Consider the following 24072-nt stretch of genomic DNA (forward strand, 5'->3'; position numbering starts at 1 on the left):
GGGGAAACTGGCGGAATTATTCCGTGCAGCGGTTCAAAGCAGTTCTCGTTCATCAACGACGAACTTCTTCGTTTTCCAGCTCCGGGAGGACGCAGGGCAGATGGGTTGCCGGGACGACTGGGATCGCCGGACGTTTCCAGGTCATGAGGAACCGTTGCGGCCAGTGCCGACGGATGGTGATATTTTCCAGTCCCGCCTCAGCCGCAATCTGCCGGGCCTCATCGACCCGGAAGGCCGCTTTCACGGAAACCGGTCCGTCAAAATGGACCATGGCCGACCGGGTGAGCATCCGGACTCCGCACCAGGCAAGAACATAACCGAGCCGACTCCGGCACAGGTCGTCCAGAAGGATTCCCCGCTGTGCCGTTTCCGACATGCGCCGCAGCAGATGCACTGCCTGCAGATCACTCAGGTGATGCATGAACAGGGATGACATGACGACGTCATAAGTCACATCGAACGGATCGTGCAGGGCATCGTGCTGATAATACTGCAGATTGTCCAGTTGAAATTGCTCAGCCTGACTCCGGGCAAAGTCGACAGCGGTCTGGCTGATGTCTGCTCCCTCGATCTCCATCGGGATGCCGGCCTGTCTGGCCCGCCGGGCCAGTCGAATGCTGACATCGCCACCTCCGCACGCCAGATCCAGAACCCGCAAAGGCCGAGTTTCACCTGGCGAGCGGAACTTTAAAAGTGATCGCCAGAGGAGCGAGTCGATGCCGCTGATCCGGTTCACTCGGCCAATGCCGGTGAGCGCCTGGATATGCGTGTCGGCGTCCAGGCCGGGCATGTCCATCAATTCATCTTCGAGAACCCGGGAATCCATTCCGGCCATCTGCAGCATCCTTTGCAGTATTCGATGCCGAAATCACAGGTGAGCGACCCAAGTCGACCCCGGCACAAAAGAGGTAACGACGGGAGCATAATCAACCCGCTTTGATGGGAGAACACCGATTCCGCCTCAAAACAGGAATTTGTGAAGAGCCCCCCTGCCCACTGCCCACTAACGGCCGAACGCTCTACTTCCGAATCGCGGGGGCGGTCAGCGGGTCTTCCGGCCAAGGGTGTCGCGGATAACGTCGCGCCATCTCCTTCCGCACAGCTGGATAAGTGTTCGCCCAGAAGCTCGCGAGATCTTCCGTCACCTGCTGAGGCTGGCGATTGGGAGCCAGCAGGTGCAGGAGGATCCGCACACGACCGCCAGCGATCCTGGGAGTGGAAGCCATCCCAAAGATCTCCTGAATTCTCACTGCGAGAACGGGTGGCCGGCCCAGTTCATACTGCAGTCGGATCTGACTTCCACTGGGAACCTGCCAAAATGCGGGAGCCTCCTTCTCGACCGCCTGCCGCTGGGACCATGTCAACAACGACTGCAGTTCAATCAACCAGTCTGCTTTCTTCAGCTCGGCAAAGGACCTGAGGCCCGTACACAGGTTCCTCAAGGCTTGATGAAGCTGAGCCGAATCGAACGCGGGAAGTTCCAGATCCGGCATCCATTCGGAGAGTGAGCGGACCCGCTGCAGATATCCCTGGATTGTCTCATCGTCTGCGGGAAAAACCTGGTTCCAGGCCGACACAGCCTCTTTGAAGAGCAGTTCCGCTGCTGCATCTCCATCCGGCAATGCAGCGGGCGACTCGGCGAGGATCAGGTCCGCGAAATATTCCCGCCTGCGGGCGACGACCTGTTTCTGAGTCGGATGAAAGAAGTGTTCCGTCACGCTTCGGCAATTGGACTCCGGCAGCCAGTCTGGTTCGACTGCCGATGCCTGACGAACCAGGGCATCCGTCTGGCCAGCATCGACATCCACGCAAAGGAACAGGTCCCCGGTCCGCACCGAGGACTGTGGAGCGAGCTTCACCCCACGCCCTCCGACCATCAGACCTTTGTCGCTTCCGACCGCCCGACGCTTCGCGACCCGATCTGGAAATGCAGCGACCAGCGCCCGCATCAACACTTCATCCGAAGAGAGATTTTCAGTCGGTGGATCGGACAGTTTCACATCGCGTAACAGCTGCTGCAACTGGTCTCGCACCCGTCCGATCTGCCGCGCCGCTCCCCGATTGAGCGTCCCCCAGGGGAACTCGGTGTGTCCGCTTCGTTCCGATTCTTCCAGCGCAGACAGACGGTCGAGCACATCGGACTGCGAATGGTGCGTCAGAACAGTGGGAGGGGGAACTCGCGAGTGATGGCCCTGACGGGAACGAAAGAACGGGTCACGTTCTTCGAGCAGTGCCGCCAACCAGGCAGCCCGACGAGATTCGCCAGCAGCATGGCCGGCCAGCAACATCCGGGCGATGCGAGGGTGAACGGGGAGTTCGACCATCGATCGACCAAGTGCAGTCACTTCGCCAGACTCTGAACATGCTCCCAGTCGCTCCAGCAACAGCTGGGCACGTTCGACAGCCTCGCCGCGTGGAGCCTCGAACCACGGAAAGGCCAGGATGTCCCCTTCCCCCCAGCTCTTCAACTGCAGCACGGGTCCTGTCAGGTCGACCCGACGAATTTCGGGATCGGTCTGCTCCGACCGCAAGCGGTGCGATTTCTCATCCCACAGACGCAGACAGATGCCCGCCTGAGTTCGTCCCGCACGTCCGGCCCGCTGATCGGCAGACGCCTGTGAAATTGGCTCCAGCTCCAGCCGATCGAGTCCCGTCTGCGGGTCGTAGCGGAGAATGCGGGCCACGCCGGTGTCGATGACCGCTGTCACTCCCGCAATTGTCACCGAAGTCTCAGCAACATTCGTCGCGAGGACGATCTTCCGCTGCTGGCTGGGAGCGAGCACCTGATCCTGTGCTTCGGGGGGAAGGTCTCCATAGAGCGGAAGCAGCTGGGCCTTCTCCCTGTGAGCGTAGTCTTCCAGCTCACTCCGCGTTTTATGAATCTCACCGACTCCCGGAAGGAACACCAGCAGATGTCCCTTGGTGCGTGGAAAGACCTGATGCACGCCCCACACCGCAGCTTCGACAATATTCCGGGTGTCCCGCTGCTTGAGATACTCGATTTCAACCGGATAAGAGCGTCCCAGGCTTTCGACGACAGCAGCGTCGTTGAGGTAAGCCGCGATCGGGCCGGGATCGAGCGTGGCCGACATCACGACGATCTTCAGATCCGGACGAACCGTCTGCTGAATGCGGCGGACCATCCCCAGCGCGAGGTCACTGGCGAGATTGCGTTCATGAAACTCGTCGAACACAACGACGCTCACCCCATCCAGAAAGGGATCGAGCTGAAGCTGACGCAGCAGGACACCTTCCGTGACAACAAGAATTCGGGTGTCGCGACAGAACTTCGAATCGAACCGGACCTGATATCCGACTTCCCGCCCGAGCACTGTCCCCTGTTCGCGTGCAATGCGGGCTGCTGCTGCCCTCGCTGCGATACGACGCGGCTCGAGCATGATGATTCTTCCACTGCCAGCAATCCCCTTGTCCAGAATTGCGGGGGGGACGCGAGTCGTTTTCCCGGCTCCCGTCGGTGCACGCAGAACCACTTTCCCACAACTCTCCAGCTCAGAGAGGAGTTCCGGCAGGACGGCGTCAATCGGGAGTTCGCTGAGTTCGGAAGAAGACATGTCTGGCTTTGTGAATGTGAAATGGCTGGGCCCGACCAGAAGGGAAAACTCTTTCTGAAAAGAGCGTCTCCACTTCACTACCAGCGTTCGACCGGCCCGCCGGGGACCGGGACGTGCATGTCAGGGAGAAGTCCGGTGCGATCACCGCTGGTGGGCCCCTCGAGCCGGATCTGTTCGATGGCGACGTCGATTTCCGTTCGATTGTTTGCCAGCTGAAACTGATGTCTGAGCGTCTTGTGAACACGCATCGCCTTCAGGTACCAGTGCCCCATCTTGCGAAACATGCGAATGGCACGTTCTTCACCCACCTGCGCTTCGAGGTACTGAAACTGCCGCATCATCAATTCCAGTCGCTCTTCGAAGTTCCCCGGCGGTCGGGCCTGTCCCGTCGTCTCCCATTCGACCAGCTGTCGGAAGATCCAGGGATTTGCCAGCGCCCCCCGACCAATGGAGATCCCCTGACAACCGGTCTCGCGGAACATCGTCTCCGCATCCGCAATGTTCCGGATGTCTCCGTTGCCGATGACGGGAATTCGCTGCACCGCTTCAACGACCTGACGGATTCCGTCACGATTGACGACTCCCGAGAAACCTTGCTCGCGGGTTCGTCCGTGAATCGCGACAGCTGCGACACCGGCCTGTTCGAATTCTCTGGCAAAGAAGGGAGCCGTCAGCTGTGTTTCATCCCAGCCCAGCCGCATCTTCACGGTCACGGGAATCGTGACCGCTTCAACGACGGACTGCACCAGCTGCAGGGTGCTGTCCGTGGAACACATCATGGCTGAGCCGGCCCCGTTTCCCGTGATGCGGGCGACGGGACATCCCATGTTGATGTCGACGGAATCGGCTCCGTATTCCTGAAGAAACCGGGCAGCGTCGCTCATTTCCTTGGGGTCGGGGCCGAAGATCTGCACCGAGAACGGAGTATCAGCCTCGCAGGTTTCGATCAGCTGGAGTGACTTGGCAGTGCGTTCCAGCAGTCCTCGTGCACTCACCAGATCGGTCGTGCAAAGGCCGACTCCACCAATCTCACGGCAGACACGACGGAAGGGAAGGTTCGTAAACCCAGCCAAAGGAGAAAGCAGGTAACGCGAAGGCAACTCCAGCGTCCCGAACTTCAGCGGAAGGGGCGCTGCAGGTGTCGGCGTCGACTGCGATGAGAACGGCTGAATCAAATCACAAACTCACTTAAAGACGAAATCTCGCTGAATTTGACTGAATGTCCATTCAAAGATGAAAAGCTCGAAACAAATGTACACTCGCGAGCCTCTGCCTGAATATTTTGACGTCAGGGAAAAGGAAGCGAGGCCATACCAAAAGCAGTCATGGACAAAACCGCGAATGATGCGAATCTAGCGAATCCTCATTCATTTGCCGAATCCTTTGGTCACGAAGTCTCATCTCCCCGTCATTTTTCTGTCTCCGCTGACTCAAAAAAGTGATCTCGCAGAGACGCAGGGACGCGGAGGAAGATGGAGTGGATTGAGTGAAACTCTGCGGACTCCTTCTCTGCGACTCAGCGTCGCGGCGCGAGGCTCATTTCGCTGCATTCGCCCGATTCGCGGTTCCTCTCCTCACCGGCTTTACTCTAAATCCCCAGTTCCTGCTTCACAGTGGCAAACTGTTCCAGAGCGAACTGAAGGTCATCCCGGGTGTGAGCAGCTGACATCTGCGTGCGGATCCGGGCTTTCCCCTGCGGCACCACCGGGAACGAAAACCCGACCACATAAACTCCTCGCTCGAGCAGAGCGTTGGACATCCGGGTTGCCAGGGCGGCATCGCCCAGCATGATCGGAATGATCGGATGCTCACCCGGGACGATCGTGAAGCCCAGCTTCTGAATCTCTTCCCGAAAGAAGACTGTATTCTCTCGAAGCCGCACCCGCAGGGCATCCCCCGTCGAAAGCAGATCAATCGCCTTCAAGGCTGCTGCGACGATGCTGGGGGCAAGCGAGTTCGAGAACAGGTACGGTCGGGAGCGCTGTCGCAGCCAGTCGATGATTGGCTTTCGGCCGGATGTGTACCCACCGCTGGCCCCGCCAAGTGCTTTCCCCAGAGTCCCTGTGAGAATGTCGATCCGGTTGCTGACTCCGAAGTGCTCGGGAGTCCCCGCCCCCGTCGGGCCAGTGAAACCGACAGCATGGGAATCATCGACCATCACCATGGCGTCGTAACGATCAGCGAGTTCGCAGATGGCGGGGAGGTTGGCGAGAATGCCGTCCATGGAGAAGACGCCGTCTGTGGCAATGAGACGAAAGCGGGCGTCTTTCATCTCCTGCAACTTCGCCTCCAGGTCCGACATATCGTTGTTCCTGTAACGAGCCCGTCGGGCCTTACACAGACGAATTCCGTCAATGATGCTCGCATGATTCAACTCGTCGGAGATGATGGCGTCCTCCTCGGAGAGGATGGTCTCGAAGAGTCCTCCATTGGCATCGAAACAGGACGAATACAGAATTGTCTCCTGCGTCTCGAGGAAGTCGCTGAGAGACGTTTCGAGGTCACGGTGAATCTGCTGAGTTCCACAGATGAACCTCACCGAAGCCATTCCGAATCCCCACTCCCACAGGGCCTCAGCAGCTGCCTTCACGATCTCGGGATGGTCCGCCAGACCCAGGTAGTTGTTCGCACAGAGATTCAGAACGTTCTGCCCCCCGGGGACTTCCACACGTGCATTCTGCGGACTCTGAAGAATGCGTTCGGTCTTTTCCAGCCCCTGTTCGCGAACGTGCTCGATCTGCTGCTGGAGATGCTCTTCAAAACGTGCGTGCATGACATCGCTCCAAAGGCCGCAAGATGAAACTGGACTCTCAGTTCAGGACCGGAAGTGTAGTTTACCTTGTCAATCAGTAGTCCGGCCACCCCCCGTTGCCATTTCGCCTCACTCAGGAACAAGTGGTGAATCAGGTACAACCGGCACGCGGGTGCCAGCCCGTTCGCATTTCTCACCACACTTTATACAACCGCATCGACAATGCTCGGAGGCGCGGCTTAGGTTGAAGCGAGACAGGGAATCGCTCTGGGAGGCGGGGTCGCTTTTTGCCCGCAACTCCCGTTTTCTCGGATTCCTACCCTCGTTTTTCGCATTCTCACGCGGTCGGATTGGCATAATGAGTACAATCGTCGATGACGTCGATTCCCGAACTGATCATGAGTCTCCGGTGGAAACGAAATACCTGACCGAAGATGGTCAACCGAATGTGGCCCTGCTGCAGGACCGCACACCCGCCTGGCTGAAGGCGAATCCAAAAATCGTCTGGCTGACGCTGGCCTTGTCAGTGCTGTACATCTATTCGAATGTGCTTCCGGTCTGGCATACGGATCTGTGGGGACACATGTCGTACGGCCGCTGGATTGTCGCAAACCGTGCGGTGCCGCAGCTGGAACCGAGCATGCCGCTCGCCAAAGGGATCCCGTTCATCGACCTTCCCTGGCTGAGTCAGGTCGGCCTCTACGGGATGATGCAGACATTCGGTGTCTCCGGAATTCAGTTCCTCAACGGGCTGTTCATCGTCACAGCAGCCGGCCTGCTGACGTTCTGCGTTTACGGACGGACCGGAAGCCTCGCGGCCGCGCTGTTGACGCTCGCTGCCTACTACTGGGGAAGTTATCAGCAACTGCTGGTGGTGCGGCCACAACTGGCGGGCCTGGTCTGCTTCACAGCGGTCTTCATGATGGCCACATCAGCACGCTGGCGAAACTGGTATGTCGCTGCCATTCCCTTGACGTTTGCTCTCTGGGCGAATGTGCATGGATCGTTTGTGGTCGGCATTCTGATGCTGGGCGCACTGATCGTCGGACGAGGGCTCGACATCCTGCGACGCACCCGCAACTGGAGATACCTCTTCGCCGAACGGGGTATGCGGGGCCTTGTGCTGTCACTGGAACTGTCGCTGGTGGCGATCCTGCTGAACCCGTACGGAGTGGCCGCCTATTCCGAAGTCTTCGCGGTCTCGCGGAATGTGAATCTGCAATCGCTGATTGAATGGGATCCACTCACCCTGCGAATGAAACAGGGACAAGCCGCCTTCTGCATCGCACTGGCCCTGATCGCACTTTACCGCGTGAGTCCGCGTCGCGTCACGATGCGCGAAGTGTTGCTGCTGTGCGGACTGGGCGTGGGAATGCTCTGGCACAGCCGGATGATCACCTGGTGGGCTCCCGTCGCAGCGTACTATCTGGGACTGCACGCCGCTGCCACCTTGAAACACTGGCGTGGTCCAACAACAACCGTTTCGAGATCCGGCGGACTCTGGACCGTGGTCACGCTGGGGATTGCCTGGATCGCGTTTGCCTACACCCCATTTGGAATCACTGTCGTTCACGGACGTCCGAAGGACCCGCGACAGGTGGAGAAGAAATTCCGCGGAAGCGTTTCCCCTCTCACTCCTATCGACATCACCGACTATCTCAATCGCCATCCCCCCAAGGGACTGGTCTTCAACACCTACGAGTGGGGCGATTACCTGCAGTGGGCGGGCCCGAAGGACATGCGGGTCTTCGTGAACTCACACGCCCATCTCGTTCCTGAAGAAGTGTGGAACGACTACATGTCGATCGTGCATACCGCTGCAGGGTGGGAAGACCGCCTCGACCGCTATGGTGCGAATACCGTCGTGGTCGATTTTCAGAACCGCAGCGACCTGATTAAAGGAATGGAAAAACTCACCACGTGGGAAAAGAAGTATTCCGACGCCAAGGGGGCCGTATTCGTTCGCAAGAAACCGATTGAGTAACGACCGAACGAACAAGACTCTGGCGGCATCTTTCTTTTATTCCCACTCTCTGATCACCGTACGTGAATTATGAAGACACGATATTCCTGGAAACTGTTCGCCGCTGTGCAGGTGGTGGTCGTCGGCGGCTTCGGAGCAGCGTTCCTGCTGGCAACTCCCGAAGCCCGCAGCATGGTGCGACATGAATTGCCTCTGTCAAAAGGCGAACTGTTCACGCCAGTTCCGGTCACTCGCAATCTGCCGATTCAGATTTCCAAGCCATACAACCGCCCGGATCTGATTTCCGATGACGACCTGGGAGCGGTGCTTAAACAGATTCAGCCGATCTTCGACCGGAACGAGATGAAGCCGAACTTTGTTGAGCACGCACTCCGCACATGGGGGGTGGATGCCACCTTCCAGAACCCCAACGCGGTCTCCGGGAAGGACATGCTGGCGTTCCTCACGGACACAGCCCGCTTTGTCGACTCCTGGGGAAAAAAGATTCAGCCGCTGCTGCAGGAACGTCCGCACGGCATCGGTATTCACTGGGGAACCGACACCGGAGCTTCCTATCATCATGACCACCTGCTCGCCTGCGTGACCGAAGCCAACGCCCCGCTCGACACCCCTGTGTACGGCCCTTCCCGCAGAAATGCGACACTTTATGACGTGCTGCAGGAATCGCTGCGCGACTTCCGACTGGATGAGCGCGAGACCGAGTGGACCGCCATGGCCTTCGGGCTCTGGATCTGCCCCGAGCATGAATGGGTTGGCTCCGAAGGACGCCACTACTCCTTCGATCTGCTCGCCGACCGACTCATGCGGGGGGAACGAACTCTGGGTGTGTGCGCCGGTACTCACCGTGTTTATTCACTCATGCTCCTGATCCGGCTGGATGATGAATTCCACATCCTTAAGCCTGAAACCCGCACGGTGGTCTACAGCTACCTCGAAGGGGTTCGGGATGCGATCATGGCTTCGCAGTTCGAAGATGGACATTGGCCCACCAACTGGCCGGAAGGGAAACTGGCCCTCGAAAATCCGATTGATGATCCCGAATACCGACGGGTCATTGCCACCGGACATCACCTGGAATGGATGTCGATCGCACCCAAAGAACTGCTGGTTCCCGATGAACAGCTCAAGAAAGCAATCGACTGGGTGATCGCCACCACCGTCAAACAGCCGAAGTCGGAAATCAAGAAGTCGTTCACCTTCTACAGCCACGTCGGAGCAGCGCTGTGTAACTGGCGACAGGTCCGGCCCGCCGATTACTGGCGGCAATGGGAAAGCACGCATCCGTACGATCCCAGCGAAGAGACGGAACCCGCCCAGGCAACCGAGTCTGCTTCACCTGAAGCGGCAGCCCATTAAAGCTGCTGGCTCTGAAACGTTGCCTCCGCTGTTGACCAACAAAAAAAAGCCGCACCCATTTCGAGTGCGGCTTTTTTGATTGAGCTCGCTACTTGCGATCAGTTTGCGGAATGTACTTGGGAAGCTTCTGTGTCGCGAACATTTCTTTGCTCGTGTTCAGCTTCGCCAGACGGACACGACCGTCGATCAGCGGAACGCTGACCCAGTCATCTCCGATCAGCGGGCGGGCGTATTTGACGAATTCATCGGTCACGTCCGTGCCGCACTTGCTGATCCACTCGCTGGGGAAATGGCGATCTTTCTCAGCCACTTCCGACAGCGGAGCTTTATCGTACACCGGGCGATAGTTGTTCCAGTCTCCGCGAAGAATGGTCGCCATGTAACCATGTTCGCCGGCACCAGCCAGCAGGGCTGCCTTCTGTCCGACGTAATAAGACTCTTCGAGGTCAACGGTGCTGGCGTAAGCCATGTCATTCCGCTGGTGCGTGCCGGGAACGTTACAACGGGCCGCCCCCTTCACCGGAAGCTTCTGCTCGTTGAGAGCATTGGTCAGCATCTGGGCGACGGTGATCTTGCTGGAAGAGAGCATCGCGTGCCCGAAGGAGTCACGGACGATGAACTCTTCAGGAATCTTCAGCCCTTCAATCTCGAGACCTTCGCTGACGACGACCATGGCGCGGCCGTGTTCCTTCAGACTCCGATTGACGTTTTCGAAGATCTGATCGATCGAAACTTTCCGCTCAGCGAGGTAAATCTGCAGCGGCATTTCCCGCTTGGGGTCGGCCAGTCGGGCAGCGGCAGGGATGTAGCCGATCTTGCGGCCCATCGCCTGCATCACCAGAACGGGATCGGCCGGGCAGGAACCGTTGTTTTCTTCGTTGGAGTGCTGAACGTAGTGCGTCCAGTAGCGTGCTGTTGAACCGTAACCGGGGGTGTGGTCAACGAGTTTGAACTCGCTGTCGCCGACGTCATTGTCGATGGTCTTCGGACCGCCGATCCCGCAGACGTCGAGCCCTCGTTCGCGGGCCATGTTCGCCACTTTGTTGGCGGTGTCCATGGAGTCGTTTCCGCCGATGTAGCAGAAGTACCCGATGTTATGGGCCTTGAAGATCTCCATGATCCGGTCGAAATCTTCAGTCTGCTTTTCTTTCAGCTTGTACCGGCAGGTGCCGATGGAGCCGGCAGCCGGAGTCGTGCGGAGCAGGGCAATTTCCTGCGGGCACTGATCGGTCAGATTCAGCAGCTCCTCTTTGAGCACCCCTTCGATGCCATGCCAGCCGGCGTAGACGGTGCCGATCTCGTCCATCTGTTTGGCAGTCTCGACGAGCCCGCGGAGTGTGTTGTTGATGACGGGACTGGGGCCACCCGACTGGGCGACGATCATGTTCTTCGGCATGGGATTTCGTTTTTTACAGGTATTGAAAAAGTGAGTCCGAACCTACCGTCAACATTCGCTTTCGCATGAAACAGGCGAAATTGCAGCTGGCGGGCATCTTAGAAGATCTTGTTTTCGAATTGAATCAGTCAACACCGAAATTCCCCGGCGCCTTCTGTTCAGAGGGGGCGCGATTTGCCGGCAACAGCTCAATATTCGTCCCGTCGATCTGGTAAATCAGGCCCAGCGGTGTACAGGCGTCGGTCAGCAGTTTCTGGATTGTCGCTTCCTGAAGTTCCAGCGAGATCTGCTGATTCAGGTTGATCTCTGCATCCGAAAGCAGCTGTTCGTTGCGTACGAAATGGATCCCCTGCTTCTCGAGTAGATCGATCAGTTCAGAAAATGGCCGATTTTGCATGCGGAGTGTGAATCGGCGGTTCGCCAGCGAGGTTGCGACGACGGGCGCAGCGGCCTTTCGCGGAGCCCGATTTCCCAGAAGAACCGCGATCTCTTCCTGCTGCTCCAGCAGCCCGGTCACCCGCAAACGATCAGAGAGCATCTGCAAATTCAGCTCAGGAAATTTCTCTTCAAGCAGCTGGCTGACCTGCTGTTTCGTTCGCCCGCGAAAGACATGCTCCTGCTCGATTTGGGGATGCGCGCCTTGCGGGATCAAGCGAATTCGATGTGTGTCGATCCAATCCAGGTCGAGTTCGTACTGTGAGGCGATCAGCAGGGCCCCGGTGACGAAATTGGCGTGAGCAATGGTTCCCGCGGCCCACAGGTCATAGGGGATCGCCTCAGGATTCTCGATCGTGATTTCAAACCGCGTTGCGAAATCCGACAGAATCTGACGGGGGGAAGAAAGGTCGGGCCATTGGACGGACACTTTTCGGGACAGCTCCAGCTGGCGGGAGAGATCTGCCTTGGGGAGTTCCTGGAGACTCCGTTCCGCAAGTGCCACGCGGGTTCGTAATGTCCGGGCGGAATCGGGAGTCGTGATGAAAACCGTGTCGCCCGCGACGACGGCCCCTGCTGGGACATCCGCCACCAGGGAAGCAATGCCGGAGTCAAAGAACGGGGCCTGAAGGTCGACCAGAACGAGTCGTTCAGGGTCGATGCGACGGTCCAGCAGGATGGAAATCTGCCGGGCTTCAGCGAGTTGCCCCGCGATCGTCCTGAGCGGGACAAAGTCACGATTGATGAGCAGCGGGCGGTTCAGCTGTTTCGTAAAGTCTATCCCCGTCACGAATTTCGGCGGATCCCCAGCGTGGGCGAATGATGAATGGAGAAGCAAAAATGCAGCGAGGATTGTGAAGTGGTGCGACCTGAATCTATCGGGAGACTGACGTCTCCCGCTCGCTGAGTTTTCGTTTCGCTTCTGGAGAGATTGCATGGATCCTCTTCGCGTCGCGAAATCCGCCACTTGGAATGTGAATCTCGAATCGATAAAGTCTGCGGTTGAAAAGCAGCCTATCCCGTCCAGCCCTTCCGATACAAATGTCTGAAGCAAATTCGCCTGTGAGCCCCCGGATGTTGATTCTTTCCGGCCCGGCAGGGGCGGGAAAAACAACAATTGTCAAAAAACTGCTGGAATCGGCTCCAGTGGAACTGGAGATGTCTGTCTCCGCAACTACCCGTCCGCCACGTCCCAACGAAGTTGACGGCCGGGATTATTACTTCCTGACGCGGGAAGAATTCGAACGCAGACGGACCCGCGGCGACTTCATCGAATGGGCGGAAGTCCATCGCAGCGGACACCTTTACGGCACGCTCGGCTCCGAAATTCAGCGGATCCAGGCAGCCAAGAAGTGGGTGTTGCTGGAAATTGACGTCGAGGGAGCCCTGAACGTCATGGACCTGTACCCGGACGCCATTTCCGTTTTTCTCGAGACGCCTTCGATTGAGGAATATGAGCGTCGGCTGCGGAGCCGGGGCACCGAGACGGAGGAAGTGATTCAGCGGAGGTTGCGGACGGCGCGGGAAGAGCTACAATATTCGGCTCGCTATCAACATCGGGTGATCAACGATCATCTCGACCGGGCTGTCGACACCGTTCGCCAGTTACTCGCGTCGAGGGAGGCTGAATTGCATGCTCAATGAGCTTAAAGAAGATAGTCTGGCCAAAAAAGTGGGCGGACGATTCAAGTTGTCGACTCTCATTCAGAAGCGCCTCGTGCAGCTGAATCGTGGTTCGCCGCCGCTGGTCGAGACTCAGGGCAAGCCCAGCATGGCTACCGTCATCGAAGAAATCCTGACCGACAAGATCTACCTGGATGCATCCCAGAACGTGATCATCGCCAAGGACAACGCTCCCAGCCTGGACCGGCTGATGGAAGACGGTCCGGATCTGGACTAGTTCGAATCGGATTCAAATGGACCATTAGCCACACACTTGAAATGTGTGGCTAATCGCATTTATCGGTGCCGGTCCGTTCTGAGGTGCGGTGATTTATGTAGGGTCCGCTGTGCGGACCATTCTTCACCGTGCTGCGGTCCGCACAGCGGACCCTACTTCATGTGATCAGCCTCCATCAATGTGTCACACCTGATGGGAGTGGCTGCTGTTCATCAGTCTGCGGTTCTGTATCAAACCAGCGATAGATCGCGGGGAGCACGAGCAGAGTCAAAATCGTGCAGGTGATCAGTCCGCCGATCACCACGGTGGCCAAAGGTCGTTGCACCTCCGCACCCGCGCTGCCGGAAACTGCCATCGGAATGAAGCCAAGAGCTCCGCACATGGCAGTCATGAAGACCGGACGAAGTCGGTCCATCGCTCCCGTTGTCACGGCCGAAAACACCGCGTGACCGTGTTCACGCAGGTGGCGGACATGCTCAATGAGCACCACCCCGTTCATCACAGCGATCCCGAACAGCGCGATGAATCCAACACCGGCCGAGATCGAGAACGGCATCCCCCTCAGCCACAATGCAAAGATCCCTCCGGTCGCAGCGATCGGAACGTTGAGATAAATCAGGAGTGCGAGCTTCACTGAGTTGAAGGTCATGTAGAGCAGCGAAAAGATCAGGAACAACGCCACCGGAACGGCAATCATCAACCGGGCACTCGCTTCCTGAAGATTCTGAAACTGCCCGCCCCAGGAGAGTGAATAGCCTTCTGGGAGCGGCACCTGCTGTGCAACAACCTCCTGAGCCTGTGCGACGAATCCCCCGAGATCGCGTCCCCGCACATTGCACTGAATGAGCAGGCGTCGTCGCAGTGAGTCGCGACTGATTTCCGACGGACCGTCTTCGCTCACAATCTCTGCGAGCTGTGAAATCGGGATCTGGCGTCCGAGAGGGTCATCGATTTTGAGGTTCTTGATCTGCTCAATCTCCTCGCGCCAATTGGGAGTGAGCCGCACCTGCATGGGGAATCGTCGTTGACCTTCGAAGACTTCTCCCAGCGGCTGCCCACCGATGGTGCTGATCACGTTGAGAACATCGCTGGAGTTGATGCCGTAGCGGGAGATCGCGTCACGATCGACAATCACCCGCAGATAGGGAAGCCCGCTGATCTGCTGAGCCTGCACGTCGGCGGAGCCGGCAACCTGGCTGAGTGCCCGCACAATCCGGTCCCCGGTTTCTTTCAGAACGCCCAGATCGTCCCCGTACAGGCTGAGTCCGACATCCGAGCGGACTCCCGCCACCAGCTCCTGTACCCGCAGCTCGATCGGCTGTGTGAAGCTGAACGAGTTACTCGGAACGGATTCCTCCAGCGCCGCCTGCATCGCTTCAATCAACTCTGACTTCGGCCTGCTGTGCCCGCCATGAGTGGGTTTCATTCGAATCAGAATGTCAGTCTGATTGACCCCCATCGGATCGTTCGCGATTTCAGGACGTCCCGTCTTGGAAATGACGCTCTCCACTTCCGGAAACTTCAGCAAGGTTCGTTCGATCGCTTTCGTCATCTCCACAGAGGTTTCCAGGGAGACGCTGGGAAGCCGGATCGCCTGCACGGCAAGGTCCCCTTCATCCAGTTTCGGAACGAACTCGACTCCGAACCCCAAGGCAACATAAACGCTGACCAAGAACACGCCGACTGCCGAACCAATCATCAGAACGGGACGCGACATCGCAAAGTTGAGTAGCGGCTGATAACCCCATTTCAGCCAGCGGACAAGAAACGTCTCTTTCGAACTGACCCGACGGGCCAGAAACAGCGACGCCATCACCGGCATCACTGTAATGGACAAAATCAATGCCCCGGTCAGGGCGGACATGAATGTGAACGCCATGGGGCGGAACATCTTCCCCTCCACCCCCTGCAGACTGAGAATCGGCAGGAACACGATAATGACGATGATTCCCGCGAACAGAATGGGCGTTCCGACCTCCTTCGCCGACTCCTTGAATACGGACTTCGGAATCCGCCCCCCACCATGTGTCTGCTGATAGCGAGTTGCTGTCCGGACCGCATTTTCAATCATCACAACCGCACCGTCGACGATCACTCCGAAGTCGACGGCCCCCAGACTCATCAGGTTGGCCGAAACTCCCGCCCATTTCATCGAGATGAGGGCACACATCGCGGACAGAGGAATCGCAGCTGCCACAATCAATCCCGCGCGCACATCTCCCAGCAGCAGAAAGAGCATGACGATCACCAGCACGACGCCAACGCCGATATTCTCGGCGATTGTGTGAATCGTCTTCATGACGAGTTCTGTCCGATCATAGAAGGTGTCGATGTAGACCCCCTTGGGGAGAGTTACTTCGATCTGCTTGATCTTCGCTTTCACATCAGCGACCACCTGCCGGGAGTTTCCCCCCATCAGCATCATCACCATCCCGGTCACCGCTTCACGATCACCATCGCGAGTGACAGCCCCCTGCCGCAGCATGGGAGCAAAGGCAACTGTTCCAATGTCCGAAACACGAATGGCGGTCCCGTCGTTCCGACTGGCGAGGACGATGCGTCGAATATCGTCCAGCGAGCTGACCAGTCCTTCACCGCGAATCACCCGCTGTTCTGCTCCGTGAACGAGATAGCCGCCCCCCGCGTTGGAATTGTTCTGCTGCAGGGCGTTGAAGACGGTGCTCAGACTGATATCGAAATGCAGCAGTTTGTCCGGGTCGATCTGGACTTCATAGGTCTTCAGCTCACCGCCGAACGTGTTGACTTCAATCACTCCCGGGACGCTGCGAAGCTGAAAGGCGATCTGCCAGTCAAGAATCGTTCGCAGATCCATCAGCGAGAAGTGGTATCCCGGCCTGGCGCGGACTTCGAACTGATAAATCTCACTCATCCCGGTCGCGATCGGGCCCATCTGCGGCGTTCCCATTCCCGCTGGAATATTGTCCCGCGCCTGCTGCAGACGTTCGCCGATCAGGTTTCTCGCCCAGTAGATGTCGATCCCGTCCTGAAAGGCGACAGTCACCGCTGACAATCCGAAGCGACTGATCGACCGGATTTCTTCGACGCCCGGCAGACCGCTCATCGCGTTCTCAACCGGGAACGTGATGAACTGTTCCACTTCGACCGGTCCCAGTGCAGGCGAGGTCGTCAGGATCTGCACCTGCACATTCGTGAGGTCCGGCACCGCATCCAGCGGCAGCGTGGACGCCGAATAGACTCCCACTCCCATGAGCACAATGGCCATCAGAATGACAATGAAGCGATTCTCAAGTGACCAGTCGATGATGTGTTTGACCATCGGGGAACTTTCTCAACTCTGCAGGCGGGATCGAGATCAATGAATGGATCGGCAGGGGAATTCCGGAAGCAGCTTATTCCTCAAGAAGACCGGCAAGCATTTTGGATTTCAGGGCGAAACCACCCTGTGTGACAATACGGTCGCTGATGCCGATTCCTTCAAGAACTTCCACCGATTCGCGGTTGCGACGACCGACCGTGACATCTTTCCGCTGGAACTTCGCATCCCCCGTCTGAACAAAAACGAACGACTTCCCTTCATGGTCCTGCACGGCCGTCGCAGGGACCTGCAGCACATTGGAAAGCTGAAGCCCCGGCAGCTTGACCGTGACGAACATCCCCGGCTTCAGCAGCCCATCACCGTTTTCTGCAACAGCTCTGAGTGCCAACGTTCGAGTTGCTTCTTCGACCACATCGCCTGTGTAGAAGATTCGGGCGGGGAGCGACTTCTGCGGGAACGTGTTACTGGAGACGTCGACCGTCTTGTCCCGCAACTGAGCAAGCAGCGGAAGCTGAGATTCAAAAATGTCCCCCGTCACCCAGACCGAGGAGAGATCGGCAATTGTCAGGATCTGACGGTCCGGACCGACCCGCTCCATGAGGACGACATCCTTCGAAATGACCGTTCCGTCAAAGGGAGCTGTAATCACGTAATGGGCCAGAGTGTCTCCCTGCTGGACCGGATCGATTCGATTCAGATCGTCATTGGTGTAGCCAAGGATTCGAAGGTTTGCTTCCGCGATTGTGGCACTCGCGCGGGCTTCTTCCACAGCTTGATCCGAGAGCTGAATATCCTGCCGGACATCCTGGGACACCTGTTCCAGCAACGACTCCAAGACCGCCTTGGAGGCATCCAGATCGGACTGCGCTTCCACCACCTGTCGCCCCGCCACAGCCCCCTCCTTAGAAAGTGGAGAGAGTCGATCGAGATGGATTCTCGCTTTGTAAAGGGCGACATACGCGGTCATCAGCTTCTCACGATAGTTTCCCATCGGTCGAGCCTTGAACTTCTTTTCGATCTCCTCAATCTCAGCACCCGCTCGAATTTCTTCAATGAGCGCCAGCGTGTTGGCACCGACATTCTTGGTCCATTCGTTTTTGGTTTCCGCAAAGGAAAGTCGCAGGCGGTCCTGAAAGAGCTGCAGCATTCGGGCTCCAACTTCCTTGCTCTGAATCACGACCAGCGGGTCTCCTTTCTTCACACGCTGCCCCAGCTGAACATGCACCGCTTCGACACGTCCTTCAACAAGTGGAAAGACATGAGCCAGTCGCTCTTCATTCAGCGTGATCTTCCCGGTGACTCGAAAGTCTTCCGAAAGCGGCTCGAGCTTGACCGGCGACACCACAATCCCCGCTGCCGGCCAGAGCTTCTCCGGGAACTCGATTGGCTCCATCAGAGAATCTTCTGAAGACGTTTCTGCCTGTTCGACTGCCTGCGGTGAGTGCAGGTCCTCTTCCGCCGAGTTCTTCTTTTCGACGGTGTGCTGAGCCGGATGACCCTGGAATGTATAAATTCGAAATGAAGCCGCCACTGCCAGCCCCAGAATGACCCCGGCGACGGCAATTGTTTTGAAGGAAAAGCGTGGCATGTGTGTTCTCCAGCACAGCGCAATCAGGAATGCCTCTTCCGCAGAGACTGTCCGGATCGAATCAGAGGTTGGAATTCAAGAGAGCTTCGGGGCGTCATCGACCGAGCGCCGCAACTCGCGGGGACTCGCCGGAACAGACAATTTCAGGTCAGCTGCCGCATGGGCGAGGTTCGTCCTCAGTCGAGCGGGTTCCTGAACCAGTTGTTCAAGAGCGATCAGGCCGTCTAGCAGACGATCCGGCAAAGAACGTACTGCGAAGCGTGCGCGTGCTCAAACGGGAAGAGCAGCTGAGTACTCCCCCCTTGCGACGTTTTCAAAAGAGGATGCATCGCAGCGTGCGAGGGAAAGCGGTCAAAGCTTAAATAGCCGACCACCGAAAAGCTGCTGGCGGAGTCAAACGTGACAACCCGCACAAGGTCGCGTGGCGAGGACGGACACTTCCCGTTGCCGTTGCTCTGCCCTGACGACTTGGGGGCAACATCGTCCGGCAGCGAGCAGTGCCAGTGCCAGCCGTTGCACCGGCAATCCGAAACCCCGGAATGAAACCGGGCAATGTGGTCTGCCAGTTCCGCTTCTGTCTGGTGATGGGAATGCCCCCAGACTACGGGCCCTTGCCATAACGAGGTCATCAACACCAGTCGAAAGACGACTGCTGCAAGAACTTCGTATTGCCTGACAAAACGGAACAACGCGGCATCCAGTGAAAAATCGGCCCACATTGATCGTAGGGCGTTCACTCTACGATGGTCAACTGTCTGCAGGCTGAACACCTCCCTGCCGATCACTTCACGAATGATACGCACCAGGTAACGTTACGGACATCTGACGAAAGCAAAAATGCCTTCCATCTCTCCGGAAGGCATTTTGCGTCGAAACCGGATTACGGAATTTCGTTTATTCCTTCCCGAGAATTGCCAATGCGATCTGCACTTCACCCAGCGTCACGTTCTTTCCGTTCAGCGGGGCAGTCTCGACATGCTCAATGGCGTCAGCACGGGTCTCTGCCGTGATGGTCTTTTCCCAGTTGCTGATGACGCTGGCCACGTCCACCACAGCTGAACTTCCTGCCGGGCTCCACTGGACGTGAATTCGCTGATTCTCTTCCAGATTTGCGTCCTTCCGCAGCTGCTGAATCTGGCGAATCATGTCTCGAGCCATGCCCTCAGCGACCAGTTCCGGCGTCAGCTTCGTGGACAGTGCGATCTGGATTCCGTCGTCATCGGCGCTCGCCCAGTCGGAGGCCTGCTGCACGCTGACCATGACATCTTCCGGTGCGAGCGTCACTGGTTCGCCGCCGATGGTGAGTGTCACGGAAGAGCCGTTCCGCAGCGGAGCCATCACCGCGGGATCTACCGTGGCCAGTTCTGTGCGAATGGCGTTGAGGACCTTGCCGTACTTTGGACCGAGCGTCTTCAGGTTCGGCTTGAACGAGTAGCTGACCAGCTCGTCCAGGTGTTCCGCCCGGGTGATCTGTTTCACATTCAGTTCATCAGCGATGACATCGCGGTACTGCTCCAGGGCCGCTGCCTGACGATCATCCCGGCAGGCAAACCGCAGCTCGGCCAGCGGCTGCCGGACCCGCAACTCAGCAGCTTCACGCAGCCGGTGAGCCATCCGGACCAACGCCTGAACCTGATGCGTCTTCCAGTTCAGATCGGGATCGAACTTCGATTCATCGACAACCGGGTATTCGCAGAGGTGGACGGAAATTGGTGCGTTGAGCGTTGAGTGTTGAGCGTTGAGAGAACTGCTTTCACACTCCGCACTCGACTCTCCACACTCAACGAGATTGCGGTACATCCGCTCCGTCAGGAACGGAATGCTGGGAGCCAGCAGCTTGCACAGCGTGACCAGCACTTCATACAGCGTCTGGTAGGCGGCGAGTTTATCCGCGTCCCATGAGGTTGCAGCGTCGGAGGTGGGAGTCGACGGTGGGGATTTGAAGGCTGAAGGTTGAGCGGGGTGGTAGACTCCGGCCCCGGCAGCTTCGAAGTTGAGAAGGCCGGCGGCTTCTAACTGCTTCAGACCCCGCTGAACGTCGGCACGATGCAGTCGTTTCCCATCCTTGTAACGGCTCAGGCGGACCATCAGCTGGTCCAGCGTGAACGATTCGCTGGTTGAAAAGACTTCGCGCACCAATGTCGTCCGATCGCGATTCAACCCGAGTTTCTGCGAGGACAAGTAGACGCGGAAGATGTCTTCGGCGGTGGCTCCCGGCGATGCGATCTTCGGGCTTGGGCTTGTTGATTGCTGATTACTGACTGCTGACTGCTCTTCGCGTGCTTTCCAGAACCGACGCCGGTTGCGACGGATGTACCAGTTCGAAAGATCGTCGATGAACTCTGTCGCTGCCGCCATGAAGTCTGAGACGCGATAGCTGGTGAAGCTCTCGTGAGCGGTCTTCGTCAGTTCCTGCAATCGCGAGAGAACCCAACGGTCAATCTCCGGGCGGTCCGCAAGCGGGACTTGCGGAAGCTGAGGATCGAAGCCATCGAGCACAGCATAGTTCACGAAGAACGCATAACTGTTCCAGAGCGGAATGAGGGCCTGCCGACGGATGTCATCCGCAGGCTTGCTTGTCACCTTACAGGTGGTCAGGCCTTCTTTCGTCTCCGAGATCGGACCTTCCGGCGTCTGCAGGGTCACAGGCTCACCGGCGTGGCGAGTCCCGAACTTCAGGTCGACAGCGGGATTCTGCGCCAGATACATCCAGCGGATCGTATCGACCCCCAGTTGCTCCGCAGCTTCTTCAAACCAGATGGCTGTGCCGTCCGATTTGTGCATCGGCTTCCCTTCCTCGTTCATGACGAGGCGGTGTCCGAACAGGTTCTTAAACGGCTTCTTCTCTTCCGGATCGTCGGTTTCGTCATACCGCATCATCGTCGAGAGAGACAACAGCGAGTAGAACCAGTTCCGGAACTGCCCGGGGAAGCACTCGAGAACCAGGTCGGCGGGATACCAGTCCTGCCAGACGAGCGCTGAGGGTTGAGAGTTGAGAGTTGAGAGAGATTGCTCTTCTGCTGCCCCCTGCCCTCTGCCCTCTGACCTCTGATATCCCAGCGTCGAAAACGGCACGATCCCCGCGTCCAGCCAAGGATTGCCGACGTCTTCAATACGCGAGAGCAGCTTGCCGGTTTTCTGGCTGCGGATTTTGACTTTGTCGATCCAGGGACGGTGCGGGGTATAACCGCCCGCTTCGAATTCTTCCCAGCCTTCACCGCCGTCGAGGGCCCGTTCCTTCAGCTCAGCGAGCGAGCCCATGACTTCGAAGTCGCTGGGGTTCTCGGGATCGATCCAGATCGGAAGTGCCAGTCCCCAGAAACGCTTCTTGGAGATCATCCAGTCCCGCATCGTCGTGAGCCATTCGAGCTCGCGGGCCTGTCCCTGAACCGCTTCCGGCAGCCAGTTGATCGCCTTCGTGACATCCTTGATTTCTTCCCGCCAGTCCATGTTGATGAACCACTCATCCACAAGTCGGAAGACGAGTTCATCTCCGGTCCGCCAGCAGAACGGATAGATGTGCGGGTAGGTTTCGACATTGACCAGCAGATCTTTTTTCTTCAGTTCTTCGAAGACAAGATCCGCTGTGGCGGGCTGATTCGCTTCCAGGCCGGTAAAGGCTCCAAAGCCTTCTCCGTAGCGACCGTCTTCTCCCAGCGGAGCGATGACCGGCAGACCGAGTTCAACGCCGATCTTATGGTCGATGTCCCCGCACCCGGGAGCGATATGAACAATTCCCGTTCCTTCACCAGCAACGACGTTCGCGTTGCCTTTGAAGTCGCGCCCGCCATCGATGACGCGATGAGCTTCGACGCCGCCGGTTGTCTGCTGTGCTTCCAGATCATCAAACGGCCCGGCGTAGCGCCAGCCGACCATCTCGGCCCCTTTGACCGTGCCGAGTTCTTCAAATCCTCCCTGTTCCTTGAAGATCTGGGCAATGCTCTTCAGCTTGCCGACCCCTTCCGGCCAGGTCCATTCCGGTCGCCCGAAGCCTTCCTTGAACTCCTTTTCCAGACGTTTGAAGTTCAGGTTGTCTTTGGCGAAGTAGTAGATCGCTGGCTCTGAATCACCTTTGATCTTCGCCTTGATCTGTACATAGTCGAGATCCGGATTGACCGCAGCTGCGACATTCGCAGTCAGCGTCCAGGGGGTCGTCGTCCAGATCAGAAGATACTCCTTAAGCTGCTCATCTCCGTGTCTCCGTGCCTCCGTGGTTCCGTGTTCCTTATCCACAATCAACGGAAATCGCACGAAACAACTGCGGTGCGTTGTCAGCTTGCGGCCGTCGGCCACTTCCATCTGCGAGTACGCACTCCCGCCCCGTCCGCTCCAAGGCATGACGTCGTGTCCGCGATAGATCTTCGCGCGGTTGAAGCACTTCTTCAGGAAGGTCCAGATCGTTTCGTTATTCTCGGTCGAGAACGTGAAGTAGCTTCCCCCCCATTCGGGGTTGCCCAGCTTCGCGGTGATCTGCTCCGCACCGCCGGTGATTTCTTGTCCCCGTGCTGTCGTGTACGTCACTGTAGCAGTGGTTGAAGGTTTAGGGTTGATGGTTGAGGATGCGGCATCTTCGTTTAACCTTAAACCTTCAACCTTCAACCCTTCCTGACTCTCGACTCCTCCAATCGCAGAGGCCAGCTTCCGCAGCTCCTCCGGGTTGTCCCACTCCATCCAGTATCCGAGCCGGATGGACTGCTCTGTCTGCCGGGCTGCGAACTTCAGCACCCGCTTTTTGCATTCACGGGTGAAATGGTCGATGCCGTAGCGTTCGATGGCGTTTTTGGTGCCGAGCTTCAGCTGCTTCTCGACTTCCACTTCCACCCAGAGTCCCTGACAGTCGAAGCCGTTCTGATACCGGAGTTCGTGACCGGTCATGGCGCGGTAACGCTGGAAGACATCTTTGTAGGTGCGACCCCAGGCGTGATGCACCCCCATCGGATTGTTCGCGGTGATCGGGCCATCGAGGAACGACCACTTCGGCTTCCCGCGATTCTGCTCCTGCAGCCGACGGAAAATGCGCTGTTCTTCCCAGAATCGCAGGACTTCGTGTTCCCCATCCAGAAACCGGGCTTCATCAACTTTTTGAAACATGAGAGGGACTAGGGTCTAGGGATTTGGGACAATGGTCGAGTGGAAGAGTTTAGCCGCAATCCCGCAGGGATGCGCTTCCTCAGTGCCGAAAGCTGACCGGGGCAAACGAAATCGCCGATGTCGGCAGCGGGGCCGACATCGGCGAAAGTGGATTCCAGAACTGGACCAGGGGCCGCGCGGTCCGGAAGTCAGTTAGAATTCCTCATCGTCGTCTTCAAAGTCCTCAAAATCGTCATCGTCATCGTCGTCGTCTTCATCGTCTTCGAATTCTTCATCGTCTTCGAAGTCGTCGTCCTCGAGATCGTCATCTTCGAACTCTTCGTCGAACTCTTCGTCAAATTCTTCATCTTCGAGGTCGTCGTCATCGTCCCCGTCGTCGTCGAGTTCTTCGAGATCGTCATCGTCATCGGAAACCATCACAGGAAAATCCGCAACGTCTTGTTCCCAAAGCGGTTCCATCTGCAAAGAGTCCACGTCGAACTGCGGAAAAAATGTCCTGGTCATGATTGTTAGAGCCTTCTTGGTCTCGTTGTCCAACGAACCAGTCTGGTCCTGCGCGGCCCTGAACTGGAACGATGTGCGTCAAACTGGAAATGCGGATACGGAATTCTTTACGCGGGTCGATACTGGATTCAACGACGATTGTCAAGCGCCCCGCCAGGGCGGTTTCGCGTTTCAACCGGTTCATTCGGACGTTCCG

15 protein-coding genes are annotated in these 24072 nt (G+C 57.7%); 4 read left to right on the top strand and 11 right to left on the bottom strand.

What is annotated here, in order from left to right; genetic code table 11:
- Positions 1-52: 52 nt before the first annotated feature.
- From SH661x_RS22310 to SH661x_RS22325, 4 genes are all read right to left on the bottom strand, one after another.
- Positions 53-835, bottom strand: a complete 783-nt coding sequence (locus SH661x_RS22310; RefSeq protein ID WP_437226201.1) for a methyltransferase domain-containing protein — start codon at positions 833-835, stop codon at positions 53-55.
- A gap of 184 nt (positions 836-1019) precedes the next feature.
- On the bottom strand, positions 1020-3572 hold the full coding sequence (gene hrpB, locus SH661x_RS22315) for an ATP-dependent helicase HrpB (RefSeq protein ID WP_437226203.1): 2553 nt from the start codon (positions 3570-3572) through the stop codon (positions 1020-1022).
- 77 nt (positions 3573-3649) lie between these two features.
- Complete coding sequence (gene dusB, locus SH661x_RS22320) at positions 3650-4747, bottom strand: tRNA dihydrouridine synthase DusB (RefSeq protein ID WP_437226205.1); 1098 nt, start codon at positions 4745-4747, stop codon at positions 3650-3652.
- A gap of 413 nt (positions 4748-5160) precedes the next feature.
- Positions 5161-6345 carry a glycine C-acetyltransferase gene (locus SH661x_RS22325; RefSeq protein ID WP_437226207.1) on the bottom strand — a complete coding sequence of 395 codons (1185 nt, stop codon included), beginning with the start codon at positions 6343-6345 and terminating at the stop codon, positions 5161-5163.
- Between the two features lie 337 nt (positions 6346-6682).
- Here SH661x_RS22325 and SH661x_RS22330 point away from each other — a divergent pair, with 337 nt between their 5' ends.
- A complete protein-coding gene (locus SH661x_RS22330) occupies positions 6683-8308 on the top strand; it encodes a hypothetical protein (protein WP_437226209.1) in 1626 nt (541 codons plus the stop codon).
- A gap of 69 nt (positions 8309-8377) precedes the next feature.
- Entirely contained in the window at positions 8378-9664 is a 1287-nt protein-coding gene (locus SH661x_RS22335; protein ID WP_437226211.1) for a hypothetical protein, read from the top strand.
- 88 nt (positions 9665-9752) lie between these two features.
- On the opposite strand, the gene SH661x_RS22340 is transcribed toward SH661x_RS22335, so the two are convergent.
- Together SH661x_RS22340 and SH661x_RS22345 are read right to left on the bottom strand one after the other, a co-directional pair.
- Positions 9753-11060, bottom strand: a complete 1308-nt coding sequence (locus SH661x_RS22340; RefSeq protein ID WP_437226213.1) for a diphosphate--fructose-6-phosphate 1-phosphotransferase — start codon at positions 11058-11060, stop codon at positions 9753-9755.
- A gap of 124 nt (positions 11061-11184) precedes the next feature.
- On the bottom strand, positions 11185-12285 hold the full coding sequence (locus tag SH661x_RS22345) for a hypothetical protein (RefSeq protein WP_437226215.1): 1101 nt from the start codon (positions 12283-12285) through the stop codon (positions 11185-11187).
- A gap of 284 nt (positions 12286-12569) precedes the next feature.
- Between SH661x_RS22345 and gmk the strand changes: the two genes are divergently transcribed.
- Together gmk and SH661x_RS22355 are read left to right on the top strand one after the other, a co-directional pair.
- Positions 12570-13139, top strand: coding sequence for a guanylate kinase (gene gmk / locus SH661x_RS22350; RefSeq protein ID WP_437226217.1), 570 nt, complete (start codon positions 12570-12572; stop codon positions 13137-13139).
- Positions 13129-13395, top strand: coding sequence for a DNA-directed RNA polymerase subunit omega (locus tag SH661x_RS22355; RefSeq protein ID WP_437226219.1), 267 nt, complete (start codon positions 13129-13131; stop codon positions 13393-13395). Before gmk ends, SH661x_RS22355 begins: the two co-directional genes overlap by 11 nt.
- A gap of 175 nt (positions 13396-13570) precedes the next feature.
- On the opposite strand, the gene SH661x_RS22360 is transcribed toward SH661x_RS22355, so the two are convergent.
- The 5 genes from SH661x_RS22360 to SH661x_RS22380 all read right to left on the bottom strand — a co-directional run bounded on the left by SH661x_RS22360 (position 13571) and on the right by SH661x_RS22380 (position 23876).
- Entirely contained in the window at positions 13571-16693 is a 3123-nt protein-coding gene (locus SH661x_RS22360; protein WP_437226221.1) for an efflux RND transporter permease subunit, read from the bottom strand.
- 73 nt (positions 16694-16766) lie between these two features.
- Complete coding sequence (locus SH661x_RS22365; protein WP_437226223.1) at positions 16767-18281, bottom strand: efflux RND transporter periplasmic adaptor subunit; 1515 nt, start codon at positions 18279-18281, stop codon at positions 16767-16769.
- Positions 18282-18505: 224 nt separating this feature from the next.
- Entirely contained in the window at positions 18506-19000 is a 495-nt protein-coding gene (locus SH661x_RS22370; protein ID WP_437226225.1) for a hypothetical protein, read from the bottom strand.
- Positions 19001-19175: 175 nt separating this feature from the next.
- Positions 19176-23372: a class I tRNA ligase family protein gene (locus SH661x_RS22375; protein ID WP_437226227.1), complete on the bottom strand. Its 4197-nt coding sequence runs from the start codon at positions 23370-23372 to the stop codon at positions 19176-19178.
- A 192-nt stretch (positions 23373-23564) separates the two neighbouring features.
- Positions 23565-23876: a hypothetical protein gene (locus tag SH661x_RS22380; protein WP_437226229.1), complete on the bottom strand. Its 312-nt coding sequence runs from the start codon at positions 23874-23876 to the stop codon at positions 23565-23567.
- Positions 23877-24072 lie beyond the last annotated feature (196 nt).

It is taken from the genome of Planctomicrobium stercoris, assembly GCF_051465655.1.
Lineage (GTDB): Bacteria > Planctomycetota > Planctomycetia > Planctomycetales > Planctomycetaceae > Planctomicrobium.

What these genes read in the sequence shown, in the direction of transcription:
- SH661x_RS22310 (WP_437226201.1), bottom strand. Translation starts at nt 835, where the DNA reads ATGGCCGGAATGGATTCCCGGGTTCTCGAAGATGAATTGATGGACATG.
- hrpB (WP_437226203.1), bottom strand. Translation starts at nt 3,572, where the DNA reads ATGTCTTCTTCCGAACTCAGCGAACTCCCGATTGACGCCGTCCTGCCG.
- SH661x_RS22325 (WP_437226207.1), bottom strand. Translation starts at nt 6,345, where the DNA reads ATGCACGCACGTTTTGAAGAGCATCTCCAGCAGCAGATCGAGCACGTT.
- SH661x_RS22330 (WP_437226209.1), top strand. Translation starts at nt 6,683, where the DNA reads ATGAGTACAATCGTCGATGACGTCGATTCCCGAACTGATCATGAGTCT.
- SH661x_RS22335 (WP_437226211.1), top strand. Translation starts at nt 8,378, where the DNA reads ATGAAGACACGATATTCCTGGAAACTGTTCGCCGCTGTGCAGGTGGTG.
- SH661x_RS22340 (WP_437226213.1), bottom strand. Translation starts at nt 11,060, where the DNA reads ATGCCGAAGAACATGATCGTCGCCCAGTCGGGTGGCCCCAGTCCCGTC.
- gmk (WP_437226217.1), top strand. Translation starts at nt 12,570, where the DNA reads ATGTTGATTCTTTCCGGCCCGGCAGGGGCGGGAAAAACAACAATTGTC.
- SH661x_RS22355 (WP_437226219.1), top strand. Translation starts at nt 13,129, where the DNA reads ATGCTCAATGAGCTTAAAGAAGATAGTCTGGCCAAAAAAGTGGGCGGA.
- SH661x_RS22360 (WP_437226221.1), bottom strand. Translation starts at nt 16,693, where the DNA reads ATGGTCAAACACATCATCGACTGGTCACTTGAGAATCGCTTCATTGTC.
- SH661x_RS22365 (WP_437226223.1), bottom strand. Translation starts at nt 18,281, where the DNA reads ATGCCACGCTTTTCCTTCAAAACAATTGCCGTCGCCGGGGTCATTCTG.
- SH661x_RS22370 (WP_437226225.1), bottom strand. Translation starts at nt 19,000, where the DNA reads ATGTGGGCCGATTTTTCACTGGATGCCGCGTTGTTCCGTTTTGTCAGG.
- SH661x_RS22375 (WP_437226227.1), bottom strand. Translation starts at nt 23,372, where the DNA reads ATGTTTCAAAAAGTTGATGAAGCCCGGTTTCTGGATGGGGAACACGAA.
- SH661x_RS22380 (WP_437226229.1), bottom strand. Translation starts at nt 23,876, where the DNA reads ATGACCAGGACATTTTTTCCGCAGTTCGACGTGGACTCTTTGCAGATG.